The 12,536-nt window shown below is 40.4% G+C and carries 14 protein-coding genes; 8 read left to right on the forward strand and 6 right to left on the reverse strand.

What is annotated here, in order from left to right:
- Positions 1 to 41: 41 nt before the first annotated feature.
- Positions 42 to 959, reverse strand: a complete 918-nt coding sequence (locus tag ACVBDY_RS08590) for an AraC family transcriptional regulator (RefSeq protein ID WP_447175060.1) — start codon at positions 957 to 959, stop codon at positions 42 to 44.
- Between the two features lie 670 nt (positions 960 to 1,629).
- Between ACVBDY_RS08590 and ACVBDY_RS08595 the strand changes: the two genes are divergently transcribed.
- Entirely contained in the window at positions 1,630 to 2,175 is a 546-nt protein-coding gene (locus ACVBDY_RS08595) for an RNA polymerase sigma-70 factor (protein ID WP_447175061.1), read from the forward strand.
- A gap of 221 nt (positions 2,176 to 2,396) precedes the next feature.
- On the opposite strand, the gene ACVBDY_RS08600 is transcribed toward ACVBDY_RS08595, so the two are convergent.
- The 3 genes from ACVBDY_RS08600 to ACVBDY_RS08610 all read right to left on the reverse strand — a co-directional run bounded on the left by ACVBDY_RS08600 (position 2,397) and on the right by ACVBDY_RS08610 (position 4,639).
- A complete protein-coding gene (locus tag ACVBDY_RS08600) occupies positions 2,397 to 3,131 on the reverse strand; it encodes a M12 family metallopeptidase (protein ID WP_447175062.1) in 735 nt (244 codons plus the stop codon).
- 310 nt (positions 3,132 to 3,441) lie between these two features.
- A complete protein-coding gene (locus ACVBDY_RS08605) occupies positions 3,442 to 4,083 on the reverse strand; it encodes a DUF6266 family protein (RefSeq protein ID WP_447175063.1) in 642 nt (213 codons plus the stop codon).
- Between the two features lie 316 nt (positions 4,084 to 4,399).
- Positions 4,400 to 4,639, reverse strand: a complete 240-nt coding sequence (locus ACVBDY_RS08610; protein WP_447175064.1) for a helix-turn-helix domain-containing protein — start codon at positions 4,637 to 4,639, stop codon at positions 4,400 to 4,402.
- Between the two features lie 369 nt (positions 4,640 to 5,008).
- Here ACVBDY_RS08610 and ACVBDY_RS08615 point away from each other — a divergent pair, with 369 nt between their 5' ends.
- Genes ACVBDY_RS08615 through ACVBDY_RS08625 form a run of 3 tightly spaced genes read left to right on the forward strand, consistent with a single transcriptional unit; the run spans position 5,009 to position 7,646 of the window.
- Complete coding sequence (locus tag ACVBDY_RS08615) at positions 5,009 to 6,004, forward strand: SDR family NAD(P)-dependent oxidoreductase (RefSeq protein WP_447175065.1); 996 nt, start codon at positions 5,009 to 5,011, stop codon at positions 6,002 to 6,004.
- A 28-nt stretch (positions 6,005 to 6,032) separates the two neighbouring features.
- On the forward strand, positions 6,033 to 6,860 hold the full coding sequence (locus tag ACVBDY_RS08620) for a helix-turn-helix domain-containing protein (protein ID WP_447175066.1): 828 nt from the start codon (positions 6,033 to 6,035) through the stop codon (positions 6,858 to 6,860).
- The gene (locus ACVBDY_RS08625) at positions 6,861 to 7,646 is read left to right on the forward strand and encodes a methyltransferase domain-containing protein (RefSeq protein ID WP_447175067.1); all 786 of its coding nucleotides are present in this window, start codon (positions 6,861 to 6,863) and stop codon (positions 7,644 to 7,646) included.
- Between the two features lie 99 nt (positions 7,647 to 7,745).
- Here the strand turns inward: ACVBDY_RS08625 and ACVBDY_RS08630 are convergent, their stop codons facing one another.
- Together ACVBDY_RS08630 and ACVBDY_RS08635 are read right to left on the reverse strand one after the other, a co-directional pair.
- A complete protein-coding gene (locus tag ACVBDY_RS08630) occupies positions 7,746 to 8,459 on the reverse strand; it encodes a LytR/AlgR family response regulator transcription factor (RefSeq protein WP_447175068.1) in 714 nt (237 codons plus the stop codon).
- Complete coding sequence (locus ACVBDY_RS08635; protein ID WP_447175069.1) at positions 8,456 to 9,514, reverse strand: sensor histidine kinase; 1,059 nt, start codon at positions 9,512 to 9,514, stop codon at positions 8,456 to 8,458. The genes ACVBDY_RS08630 and ACVBDY_RS08635 overlap by 4 nt, the downstream gene beginning before the upstream one ends.
- Positions 9,515 to 9,713: 199 nt before the next feature.
- Between ACVBDY_RS08635 and ACVBDY_RS08640 the strand changes: the two genes are divergently transcribed.
- The 4 genes from ACVBDY_RS08640 (at position 9,714) to ACVBDY_RS08655 (ending at position 12,352) form a co-directional block, all read left to right on the forward strand.
- A complete protein-coding gene (locus ACVBDY_RS08640) occupies positions 9,714 to 10,679 on the forward strand; it encodes a DUF6268 family outer membrane beta-barrel protein (protein ID WP_447175070.1) in 966 nt (321 codons plus the stop codon).
- Positions 10,680 to 10,817: 138 nt separating this feature from the next.
- Positions 10,818 to 11,057, forward strand: coding sequence for a hypothetical protein (locus tag ACVBDY_RS08645; RefSeq protein WP_447175071.1), 240 nt, complete (start codon positions 10,818 to 10,820; stop codon positions 11,055 to 11,057).
- Positions 11,058 to 11,220: 163 nt separating this feature from the next.
- Positions 11,221 to 11,919 (forward strand): 3-keto-alpha-glucoside-1,2-lyase-like domain-containing protein, encoded by a 699-nt coding sequence (locus ACVBDY_RS08650; RefSeq protein WP_447175072.1) that lies wholly within the window; start codon positions 11,221 to 11,223, stop codon positions 11,917 to 11,919.
- Positions 11,920 to 12,094: 175 nt separating this feature from the next.
- Positions 12,095 to 12,352 (forward strand): N-acetyltransferase, encoded by a 258-nt coding sequence (locus ACVBDY_RS08655; RefSeq protein ID WP_447175073.1) that lies wholly within the window; start codon positions 12,095 to 12,097, stop codon positions 12,350 to 12,352.
- Positions 12,353 to 12,536 lie beyond the last annotated feature (184 nt).

Here is a 12,536-nt window from a genome sequence, read left to right on the forward strand (position 1 = left end):
CCGATGAAAAAATAATCAATTCAAATCAAAAGTTAAACAAATCAAATGTTAGCCGGAACTCCCAGTTTGTATTGTTTGGGACTTATGCCTATATGCTTTTTAAAGAAGGAATTAAAGTGTTGCGGATACTCGAAACCGAGGCTGTTGCCTATTTCAAAGATGCGCCAGTCGCTGTACCGGAGCAGGTTCATGGCTTCCGTGAGAATGCGTTCGCGTATCAGCTCGGAAGTGGTTTTCCCGGTTTGTGCCTTTACGCTGTGATTCAGATGGTTTACGTGGATATGCAGGAGGTCTGCATAATCTGCCGGAGTTTTTATTTTTAAGGAAGCCGTAGGTGACTCTATGGGGAACTGGTTGTCCAGAGTTTCCATGAACCGTGTTACCAGGTCCCGGTGGTGTATTCCCGGAAATTCTTTGTTATCGGATGTTTTTATTTTTATTCCTGTGTAAATAATAAGATTAAGCAGGTCGCGCAGCATGCGGTCTTTATAGGTAAAGTTACTGCAATACTCGTTCCGCATCAGCGTAAAGTACTGCTCTAACTGCCGGTATTGGGCATTGGTAAGGAATAAAAAAGGGTAGATGTCCTCCTGGAATAAAGAGAACAGTTTCCGGAAAGCTTTCCGCAATCCAGGTGAGGCAAAATATTCATTGAACAAACAGGTAAAACCGTCCTGCCCGTCCCCGACATTCTGCCAGCCGTAGCGGATACTCCGGTCCGAAAAGAACAGGGCGGGTTTATCGATAATAACTTCTCCCTTTTCCGTATAAAGGACCGCATTCCCCCGGGTAAGTACTATTTTATAATAATCTCTCCGGGTAAAACTGAGTGCCGTAAAGCAGTTATCTCTTTTAAGGATATTAAAATGTGCCACGGCGCCCGAAGCAGATAACAGGTCGTCCGGTATCTGTTTAAAACTATGAGCGTAATATTCTTCAAGTGTCTCTTTTCCTTCCATGTAGCAAAAGTACGAAAATCAAATATTAAGAGGGATAGGGGGAAGTGGGTATTTGTTATTAAGTTAATTGGTTAATGAGTTATTAGGTTATTGGGGATAACTCAATAAGCGGGTAACCGGGTAATTCCCAACTTCCAACTCAATAAATCCAAAAATTCTCTCAACCTGTTCAGTATATTATGTACAAGATATAGTCATTTGTACCTGATATTTTGGTATTTGAAATTTTAATACTAAATTCAATCACTTTTTGAGAATATGATCTTAAATTATTGCTGAAATATTTAAAGTGATAATTATATCCGGATCTGTTTGCTAACATTGTATTTCTTTCAGACCGGAAGCCTGTTTTTGCCACAGATACACGGATAATTTTCAGAAGACTAATTCAAAATGTCCGTGAATCAGTAACTAAAATATGTATAGGAGCTAAAAGAACGGCAATGAAGCAGGTTTTAGCCTTTTACTGGATCACGATGGGACTTGGTCTATAGGTTTTATAGCAGACCGGAAGTCTGTTTTGCTACGGATACACGGACTATTTTCAGAAAAATATAGCTTTAATTATCTGTGAATTAGTGGCTAAAACATGAACGGAAACTAAAATAACCGCAATGAATTTACAAGGTTTAGACCTTTAACCTGATAATAAACTAATACTTATGAGATTTTGAAACCCACAAACCCCCGTAAAATCTCCATACGTAAGTACAAGGCGTTGTTCAATACCTTTTATGATTCCCTGTGTTTGTTTGCCTGCAAATACGTGGGCGATATTGAACTTTCCAAAGATATCGTACAAGAAGTGTTTATCCGTGTCTGGGACATGGAGGTTGCTTTCCGCGATGAGAACGCTGCGAAATCATACCTGTATACCGCGGTAAAAAACAAGTCGCTCGATTATCTTAAAAGCAAGGAATACAGGAGCAAGAACCCCCTGGAAGCCGCCGACCTGAAAAAACTGGAATCCGATTCCTTTTTTGCCAGGGAGGTATTACTCGAAGAATCTTCGAAAATTATCCGGGAGGCCGTAGATATGCTGCCCTATAAATGCAAAGAGATCATAAACCTGAGTTTAAAAGGCTATAAAAATGACGAGATATCCCAGGCCTTATCCATTTCCATCAATACCGTAAAGGCACAGAAACGTATTGCTTATAGTAAGCTCAGGGTAATGCTGAAGGGAGCGTTCTCCGTATTGTTTTCCTTGCTATAGGGAGAAGCTTTGGAGTTGGACTTGGGAAGTTTTGCCATGGGTGCACGGATGTCCTTAAGCTTGAAAACAACAATAAAAAGGATTATGCTGTAAGGCGTTATGACTAATGAAGAAAGTTAAAAAGGTACTCCCGTAAGGATTGAACATAAAAGAGATGTTGTTTTAAACAAGAAAACAGCATCTCTTTTATATAGTATAAGCCCCGGGGATGTTACTGAATCTTAGTTCTGTACGGGGTACAGACTTTGAATAAACTCAATATCTTTTACCGAGAGTTCTCCGTGGACTATATATCCCGGTAGCGAGGAAGAGTCAGTAGTTTCCGTATTTCGGACGGAATAATGCATAATGGAGAGCGGATCATATTCGGAGCGGACATAATCTTCGAAATCCTCCTCAAGGATCTGCTCACCACCACCACGTATATTTAAAGAATCTTTCCACGCAATGCCCGTATCCGGTCTTAGTTGTTCGTGTATCAGTCCCAGCATATGGCCGAATTCGTGCCTTATGGTGCCCTTATCAAAAATAACTTTCCCGGAGCGGGTAGAAATATTTTTATAAAGGGCCATCGTGGGCTGCGTCGTATCGGTTACATTTAAACAAGCTTTTTTGCCTATTTTGCTCCACCCCGAACTGGTGGTGGAGTCAAAATATATTCTTACTTGTGTATCACCGGCCGTATCCGGGTAGTTAAATGCAAGGTTAATGACATCGTCCCAGTCCCGGACGTATTTCTTTACACTGTCTTTTTGCGATTTCGTTCCGTTAAGAAAATAGATACTTATCGTATCGTTGTGATCCCAGAGAATCCCTTTTTCCCTGGCCTCGTTATCCATAGTGACCGCCCGTGGTGTTGTGGTGGTGTCATCGGGCAGGGTGTCATCGTCATTACAGGAAACAACAAATAATAAAGTAGTTAATAACAGTAAAAAAATAATTTTAGTAGACTTCATTAGAATAGAATTAGCAGGTTAAACATTTTTTAGGTTTCCGGGGTTATGTCTTCGAGAACATTGATTTATGGCATTATGAGGGGATTTTATAATTATGACATAAAAAATAAAAGAAACCCTTAAAAAAAAGTTTTTTATTCTGAAAATAACTTCTTTGGTGATAAATAATGCAGTTCCGGAAGGAGGGTGCAAATTAAAATATATTGCAGATGGTCCGTACAGCATGAATGCTCCGGAAAGAAATGTTTTTTCATATAATCCTGATAATTCCAAAAAAAAGAGGCCATCCTTGCAGATAACCTCTTTAGATTCAGAGAACGGTAAACGCCCCCAGGTGCGGACTGTTGCAGGCCAGGGTTTCGGGCTCGTTATTAAAATAGGCCCAGACCTGTATTTCCTTACCCGTATAAACATCGGGCAGGGTAACCGTTGCGGACAGTGCAGCGCGGGTAGCCTGGGATAGGTAGAGGATAAAATCGCCGGTTTCCTCACAATAACATACCAGGTTTACCATATCGGTGGCCAGGGCATTGCCTTGCTGTGCGTTGTCCTCCCAGTTCAGGTTGAATATTCCCCCGGCTTCCGGCGTCAGGGTTACATTCTGAAACCCTGCCAGGTCGCCTTTGGTAATCATTACCTTGTTATACACCAGTTCCGGTATATCGTTTACCACTTCCATGGCTTCCCCTATGGTATAGGAGACCGCCAGGTTCACTCTCGATTTTGCACCTCTTTCCGTACCAAAATACATACGTTGTATGCTTCTTAGAGGTTGCAGGAACGTTACCGCCAGTTTAAACTTCAACTGTTGTAACACCTGTTTGTCCGTAGGTGGTTTTTTGCTTGGCTTCGGCCGGCTGCGGATGATATCCTTACCACGCCAGTTGGCGCCGACAACAGTACCTACTTTTCCTGAGAATCCACCGAGGATTCCTTTTACAATAGTTGCCATACTACAAATATTTATGGTTAATAATCAACAAGATATAAAGCTTTCGGGCAGGTTGTATGCGGGTGGCCGCATTTGGCCGGTTTTGTCCGCATTTGGCCGTTTTTGGCCATAGGTATAGCAGTTTCCTTCGGGTCTTGTTCGGATATTGTCCGGGTGTTGTTCGGAAAAAAAGATGTTTTTCCGAAGGTGCCCCGAAGATAACCCGAAGGCAACCCGAAGAAAGGTAGCTTGTTTTACCTGTCAGGATATGGAAATTATACCGGAGCCGGATTCCGGTGAAGAAAAAGAATAAGGGAAGGGAAAATGTGACCTGAAATTACTTTTTATTCAGTTTTTTTTCGATCATCTCTTTGGAGTACAGATATTTTTTGCCCATTTTTTCAAAAGGGATTTCTTTGTTTTTCCGCAAACGGCGTAACGTACGTGCACTTATATTAAAGGTTTGCATAATATCTGCATTGTCGAGGTATTTTTTTTCTACGATGGGATGACGGCGTAAATTGCGGATTTCCACATGAATCTTTTCCAGCAGGAAAATAAGATATCTTAGGTTCATATTTTCAGAGTCCATAACGGTGGATATTGATTAAGTATATCCTCAATGTAATAAAAAACATTTGTACAAGTGTCTTGTTATGAGTGAATTAACATTTTTTTGTGATAAATACTGTGTGTTTTTTTGCCTTTTTTAAGATGGTTTTGAGACGCCTTTTGCTACGCCCGGGTACTCAGCCTCCTTCGTTTTGGCTACTTTAACAATGTAATTTCTATGATGTTTCCGGACGGCATGGCTATTGCGTGATTACCGAAGGCAATGGGTATCGAAACCCCGGTCTTTTGAACAAAGCATATTCGGACGTTTAAACAAAAAGGTCGAAAGGCATCCCTGTTACTTTTGCTTTCATAAACATTAAAATTTAAAACAATGAAACAAAACAATAATCAGGGGATGTTGCAACACCCGTTAGGTTCGGGGTTTAATGCCTTATCTACGGCAAAAGATGTTATTAAAGGTATTGACCTTACAGGAAAAGTTGCTATCGTAACCGGGGGTAATTCGGGCATAGGCCTGGAAACTGCCAGGACCCTTGCCAGGGCAGGGGCTACGGTAATTGTTCCTTCAAGGGATGTAGAAAAAGCAAAGGAAAACCTCGGTGGTATAGCTAATATAGAACTGGCTGCTCTGGACTTTATGAAACCGGGTTCTGCAGACGCCTTTGCCGAAAAGTTCCTGGCTTCGGGCAGGCCGTTACATATACTCATTAACAATGCAGGTATTATGTGGGTTCCGTTGCGCAGGGACTATCGTGGTATGGAATCGCAGTTAGCTACCAATTACCTGGCACAGTTTCAACTTACCGCAACATTGTGGCCCGCACTTAAAAAGGCAAACGGGGCCAGGGTAATTAACGTATCGTCACAAGGGCATCAATTCGCTCCTTTTAATTTTGAAGATCCCAATTTCCTGAACCGGGAATACGAAACGTTACAGGCTTACGGGCAGTCTAAAACCGCCAGCAATTTATTTACCCTCGAACTGGACCACCGTGCCCGCCCATTTAACGTAAGGGCCTATTCCCTGCACCCGGGGTCAATAAATGGCACAGACCTTGCCAGGGAAGCCTCATTGGTACTGTTTCAGCAAATGGGTTTTTGCGATGCCGAAGGTAACCTCCTGCCCGAAGTAGCAGCATCATTAAAAACTGTGCCGCAAGGGGCCGCTACCACGGTATGGTGTGCTACCAGCCCTATGCTAAATACTGTTGGAGGGGTGTATTGCGAAGATGCGGACGTTGCTCCGCTGGCTTCAGAAGAAGTTATGGTAGCGGGGGTAAAACCGTATTCCCTGGACCAAACCGCAGCAAGACGCGTATGGACATGGAGTGAAGAAGTGACGGGTATGACGTTTAATGTCGATTAATACTTATTTTTGTATAGCACGGGTACCTATGGAGTATAAAGCAAAATATATAACAGACGATATAAAGCTTTCCTGCTACGAGGATAAGTTTTTCAAATCGGACATTATGTTCGATCATCATATGCTGGTGTGGTTTCTTTCGGGTGAAACAAAAATAGTCCAAGCCAGTGCTACGTATGTATTTAAAAAAGGAGATATTTTTTTAATTCCCCGAAATCAACTGGCCACCATAATCAACTATCCGAAAGACGGGCAGCCGCATAAAACTGTGGTTATGCATTTGTCTACAAGCCGGCTGCGCTATTTTTATGCCAGCCGGAAGGTGAGACCGGTAGCCTCGTCACCGCAAAAAATCTATAGCTTTAACAATCATCCTTTACTGGAAAGCTGTCTCGCTTCCTTAATACCGTATTTTGAGATGGAGGATCTGCCTTCGGATCTTGCATCGCTCAAGATTACGGAGGCCATAAGCATTCTCCGCACCATATTTCCGGAGATAGACCATGTGCTGGCTAATTTTGAAGAGCCCGGTAAAATAGACCTGGTGGACTACATGGAGAAAAACTTTATGTTCAACCTGCCTTTAGAAAAATTCAGTTATCTTACCGGGCGCAGCCTCACCACGTTTAAGCGCGATTTTAGTAAAGCATTCCGTACCACACCACAACGATGGCTCACACAAAAAAGACTGGAACTGGCCCATTACCAGTTTGCAGAAAAGAAAAAAAGGCCTGTAGAGGTGTGCTACGAAACAGGTTTTGAAAACCTGTCGCATTTTTCATTTGCGTTTAAAAAGCAATATGGCTATACGCCGACGGAGTTATTGGCCCGATTTGAAAAAAGAACTAACTTATAAGTGCCGACAGCTATGCCCTGGAATCCCGAAAAATACAACACGTTCAAGCATGTCCGGTACCAGCCCTTTTTTGATTTGATGGAATTAATTTCCGGTGATCATTTAAAAAAAGGTATAGACATAGGGTGCGGTACGGGAGAGCAAACAAGCTTCCTGGCCCGGAAGTTCGGACAAGCCCGTTTTCTGGGTATTGATCCTTCGCCCGAAATGTTGTCCGAAAGCAAGAAGTTTGAGAGTGGAAACCTTAGTTTTGAAAAATCTACCGTCGAAGAATTTGTGGCTTCGGATACGGAACAAAACTGGGACCTGGTTTTTAGCAATGCAGCGCTGCAATGGTCGGAAAACCATTATGAATTGTTCCCGGAATTAATTGCTAAAACAGGCGACGGCGGACAGTTTGCCGTTCAGATGCCTTTTCAGAAAGAAAATACACTCAACAGGATACTCATAGAAATGGTAAGCGAAAAACCGTTTGTGGATGCGCTCGATGGCTTTTGCCGGAATTCGCCCTTGTTGCAGGTAGATGACTATGCCGGGATGATGTATGCCGGCGGGTTGAAAGACCTGAATATTTTTGTGAAAGTATACCCCATTATAGCGAAGCACGACATGGATCTGTATCACTTCATTTCCGGTTCTTCACTGATTCCGTATATGGAAAGGCTGGGCGAAGAAGAACAGTTGTTGTTCCGATCGGAATTTATTAGGCGTATAAAAAAGCATTTCATAAGTTTTCCGGCTATTTACGCTTTTAAAAGACTATTGTTGTACGGGGTCAGGGGATAAGATACGAATACCTGTTTTTGAACTCCCGGGTTTAACTGGCGAATTGCGGAGTTGCCAATGGATCGGAAGATAATCTTAATACCGGCGGAAAACAGGATGTTATTCCCGGATATCATTATTCAGATATTGTTTTAAGAAATCTTCCAGGAATACTTTTCCGATAGGTATTTCATAGTCCTGGATATAAATAGTGTGGTTGTCAAAAGATTCGATTGCAGCTTCGTTAACTATATAGGATTTACTGACTCTGATAAAAATGGTTTTGAGAAGTTTATTATGAATGGTTTTTAAATTCATTGCGGTCATTATTTTGTCGTTTACAGTATGTATAACCACATAATCTTTTAATCCTTCTATAAACAGAATCTTATTGAAATGTATTTTATAAAACCGCCTGTCGGATTTTATAAACAGGAAATCCTGAGTTATTTTATCCACTTCCGTATACCCGCTTTGAAGGAGCTTGCTAAAAGAAAATACTTTTTTAATAGCTTTATTAAACTGGCTTTCCGAAATGGGCTTTAACAAATAATCTATAGCATCAACCGCGTAACTTTCAAAAGCGTATTCCTTATAAGCTGTGGTGAATATGACAAGTGTTTTTTCAGAAATAGTCCTGGCAAATTCCAATCCGTTAATGCCTGGCATTTCAATATCGAGAAAAATAAGGTCTACATTATTTTCCTTAACAAATTCCTGTGCCTGGATCGCATTTTTAAAAGTTCCGCACAATACCAGATCCGGTCTGGAGTTTACAAGATCTGTCATTCCTTCCCGTGCCAAAGGCTCGTCATCAACGATAATACAGTTCATAATGGTAGTTTTAATTTTACTTGATATGAAGTATCCAGGTCTGTTATTTGTATGTTATAGGTGTTTTCATATAGCAAATCAAGTCTTCTTTTAACATATTTTAAACCGATGCCCTTCTTATAGTCTTCGTTGTCTGTAGTTGTCTTTGTATTTATACAGGAAAAAAGGATGTGATCTTCTTCTTGTTCGAAGTATATTTTTATCGCCGCGGGGTTTATAGGATCTTTACTGTGTTTTATGGCATTTTCCACAAATACAGTGAAAATATTAGGAGGTACCTTCAAATTTTTATGGATGTGCGGAGAACTTTCAACGGTAAATGTAAAGTCATCTCTTCTTATTTTTTCCAGCTCCAGAAAATCATTGATAAATTTAATTTCTGAGGCTAATGTAACTGAGGCCTGATTGTTTTCATATAAATGGTGCCTTAAAAAATCCGAAAGTTTAAGGGTTACCTGTGAGGCTTTTTCCTGGTCTTTTTTAATCAGCACATTCAGGTTATTCAGCATATTGAACAGGAAGTGGGGGTTTATCTGGTTCTTTAGTGCCTTTAATTCGCTTTTCAGAGCCTTGTTTTCTAATTCATTTATTTTTTTATCATTGGTTATCCACCACTGAAAGAGCTTTAATGTTGTGGAAGTTAGAATAAAGGGCATGAGAATAAAACTAGCATCGAAGAGTCTTAAAAAAAAGCCTTTATCTATACGTGGTTCAATTCTATACTCAGCTATATAAATATCTTCAAAAACCGTAATACACATAAAACCCAGGCTCACGACAATTACAAAGGAAACCAGGTACATGATATAGCTTTTTTTATATAAAAAACGGGGGATTAAAAAATACATATTTATATAAAACATAATGACTACCATGAGGTATGCAAAAGCCAGTAAATAATATTTTATTAAGGGCCTCGAAAACTGGTCCGGGTTTACCTTCTTATTACTCAGAATAATTACGGCAAGCAGAAATAGAATGGATATATGTCTGAGTATCCGGTATTTTTTCAGAGTTAGAAAATCAACAAAATAATCTTTTTTGGCAATATTCATAGGAGTAAAACAAATTTCCGGCAGTAAAGTAAAACCATTTTTTTTTGTCTAACCGGATTATTATACCAATCAGCTTTATTATTATACGAAAATACCCTCCTGACCATTTGGTATAAAAAAGATGGTATTTGGTATAATAACTTAAATACGCCATTCTTCATCTATTAGATTTGTCCCGTAAATTTCAAATTTTTAGCGGATGAAATATTTTTTGCTTGGGGCCTGTTTATTACTTCTGAAGTTTAACGTTGTTGCCCAGGATTCTTTACAGGTTAATCCTGAAGCATTTTATAAAAGTGTGGCAGAGCAGTTTTCCCAGGCCAGGATTCTCGACATTAGTTACGGAGTTATCGGGTCGCGTGATTTTGATAGGGAAATTTCAGGGAGCGAAGCCGGTAAGGGACATGCAGAGGCGGTTCAGGATTTTTCTCTGAATATCAACCTGCCCATTATAAAAAAGGAGCGATGGAAATTAGGTTATTCCGGGAACTACAATTTCCGGAGTTATGACTACACCAATGCAGAGGACGGGAACGTACGGGCAGATCTTCATTATATGAACTCTTCTGTAAACTTTACATACTTCTCTTCCCTTTTTAAAAAACCTGTAATCTACGGTGCCCGTATAACGGCCGATGCCAGCGAGGAAATGTTCGGGCGGGTAACGGGTATGGCATTTGCCACTATGGTACTTAAAAGAGGATCAAGCAGCACTTTAACCGTAGGTTTGATGGGGTTTATAGATCCTACGACTACGGTACCCATACTCCCTACGTTTACATATACCGCACCCCTATTCGGGAGCAAGTGGAACCTGGATGTAATATTACCTTCACATGTTATGCTACGTACGCGTTTAGGGCGAACAGGCCGAATTTCATTCGGAACAGAACTGGAGAGTACAAGGTTTTATTTTAAAAGCAACGAGATTGTGCCATACACCAATACTTTTGAATACAGGCAAACAGCATTAAAATCCGGTATTATGTATGAATACCTGTTAAAGAGGAAACTGGTTTTAACGGCAAAAGCGGGACTATTAAACGTATTCCAGTCGCGTATTACGGAAAAAGGGAAACGTTTCAACCAGGATAATGCGCTGATAGATTATGAGCCCCGGCCTGCGGGTTACTTTAACCTGGGAATTTCATTTAATCCCTTTTAGTTGTGAAATATTATATACAGGAAGGGGACCAGGAAGAATGCTTCACAGCCAATCAAAACCAGCAACATACGAAACAATGCTTAAAACCGCGTATACGACTTGACATTGAAACTTAAAAAACATGAAATGGTGAGTACTATGAAGTCTTTATATCTAAAAGGAAAGCAGGAGATTTCAATTTTTCGAACCTCGGTAAAAACAACAGGTGCTATAGAATCTCTTCGGGACCTGTTGGATGTATTGGTTGGCCAGGGGAACTGGAATTTTGACCTGGAAGACAGGGAAAATATACTCAGGATAAATAGCTATGCCGCAACCAATGATTTTTTGGTCCGGGAAATAAAGCGAATGGGGTTTGAGTGCACTGAACTTTTTTGACAGGATAGTCCTCATAGCGTTTTATACCCTGGACCAGGGAAGTGCGTATGTTGACCTCCACCCTGGCTTTTAAAAGTTTAGGTCCTGAAAAATATGGAAAGGGGATTGTGTATATTTGTGTGTAGCGGCAAGCAAAAGAAAAACGAACACAAATCATTTCACCATGAAAATCATTTCGCTATTGGCAACAGTGTTGGGTTTAACCACATTAAATTCTTGTGCCCAAACTTTGAAATGGGAAAACCAGGAATTTGAAATCTCTAATGTAAAGGCTTCGGTTACGGAATTGCACGGAAAAGAAGCACTGCGGATTGAAAGAGATTTAGAAGCGTTGCCTTTTGACAAGGACAACTTATTCAATACCGTAGATGAACCGACATTTGTAAAAATTAAGGATTTGAACTTCGTCAACGGTACAATTGAGATAAAGGTACTAAGCAGGTTACTTAAAGACGCTCCGGAGTTTGCCAGGGGATTTATTGGAATTGCATTCCGGATTAATGAAGATAATTCGTCCTATGAATCTATCTATCTGAGACCAACAAATGGCCGGGCAGATGACCAGTTACGAAGAAACCACACTATTCAATACTACGCTTATCCTGATTATAAATTTAACGTGCTTAGAGAAAACTCAAAAGGTGAATTCGAAACCTATGCGGATATCGGATTGGACGAATGGATAACCATGCGTGTAGAAGTAGAAGGCAAGAAGGCAACCTTGTATTTAAATGACAAAGAATATCCTTCATTTGTAGTGAGTGAAATGAAAGGGAATTCAACATCGGGTAGTATTGGACTTTGGGTGGAAATCGGAACAGAAGGATTTTTTAAAGATTTAAAGATTACAAAGAACGATTAAAAAAACCTGCTACAATAATGGTTTTGTTTCCTTGCGGTTGATTTTCCTCCCGGAAACCCTCGTATTCTTGCTATCCGGGTTCGGGGGCTTGTTGAAAATGAAATTAGTGAAAACCGGCAGTGGAAAATGACCATTAATTGGGAAATTGCCTGCATTTGAGCGATTGCGTTTAGTGATGCACAGATCTGGCAAAAGAGAAACGAGGATAGCACCGTTTATATTCATAGAATTGCGACTAACCCGGATTCAGGGGCATAACTTTGCCGCCAAAATTGTAGACTGGGCTAAGGAATACGCCATAGCTATGGGAAAACCGTATGTAAGACTGGATACCACGGGAAATAATGTGCGGCTGATAGCGCATTATAAAAACTCGGGTTTTGTTTTTTTAGGGTGTTCTTTAAAACTCAGTCTTAAAAAATATGCAAAATAGGAGGATTGTATATATTTGTGTGTTGTGCGTAAATTAAAAAAATGGAACTAACTACAGAAATTAAGGAATATATTAATAGAAGTGTTCTGTGCTGGGTTGCGACAATATCGGCCGAAAATATACCGAATGTTTCGCCAAAAGAAATATTCAACTATTACGGGACGAACAAAATAATTGTAGCGAA

This window comes from Sinomicrobium halophytocola, assembly GCF_052983395.1.

Excerpts from the sequence above, each read along its gene's own strand:
- ACVBDY_RS08590 (WP_447175060.1), bottom strand. The coding sequence starts at position 959 with ATGGAAGGAAAAGAGACACTTGAAGAATATTACGCTCATAGTTTTAAA.
- ACVBDY_RS08600 (WP_447175062.1), bottom strand. The coding sequence starts at position 3,131 with ATGAAGTCTACTAAAATTATTTTTTTACTGTTATTAACTACTTTATTA.
- ACVBDY_RS08605 (WP_447175063.1), bottom strand. The coding sequence starts at position 4,083 with ATGGCAACTATTGTAAAAGGAATCCTCGGTGGATTCTCAGGAAAAGTA.
- ACVBDY_RS08610 (WP_447175064.1), bottom strand. The coding sequence starts at position 4,639 with ATGAACCTAAGATATCTTATTTTCCTGCTGGAAAAGATTCATGTGGAA.
- ACVBDY_RS08615 (WP_447175065.1), top strand. The coding sequence starts at position 5,009 with ATGAAACAAAACAATAATCAGGGGATGTTGCAACACCCGTTAGGTTCG.
- ACVBDY_RS08620 (WP_447175066.1), top strand. The coding sequence starts at position 6,033 with ATGGAGTATAAAGCAAAATATATAACAGACGATATAAAGCTTTCCTGC.
- ACVBDY_RS08630 (WP_447175068.1), bottom strand. The coding sequence starts at position 8,459 with ATGAACTGTATTATCGTTGATGACGAGCCTTTGGCACGGGAAGGAATG.
- ACVBDY_RS08635 (WP_447175069.1), bottom strand. The coding sequence starts at position 9,514 with ATGAATATTGCCAAAAAAGATTATTTTGTTGATTTTCTAACTCTGAAA.
- ACVBDY_RS08640 (WP_447175070.1), top strand. The coding sequence starts at position 9,714 with ATGAAATATTTTTTGCTTGGGGCCTGTTTATTACTTCTGAAGTTTAAC.
- ACVBDY_RS08645 (WP_447175071.1), top strand. The coding sequence starts at position 10,818 with ATGAAGTCTTTATATCTAAAAGGAAAGCAGGAGATTTCAATTTTTCGA.
- ACVBDY_RS08650 (WP_447175072.1), top strand. The coding sequence starts at position 11,221 with ATGAAAATCATTTCGCTATTGGCAACAGTGTTGGGTTTAACCACATTA.
- ACVBDY_RS08655 (WP_447175073.1), top strand. The coding sequence starts at position 12,095 with ATGCACAGATCTGGCAAAAGAGAAACGAGGATAGCACCGTTTATATTC.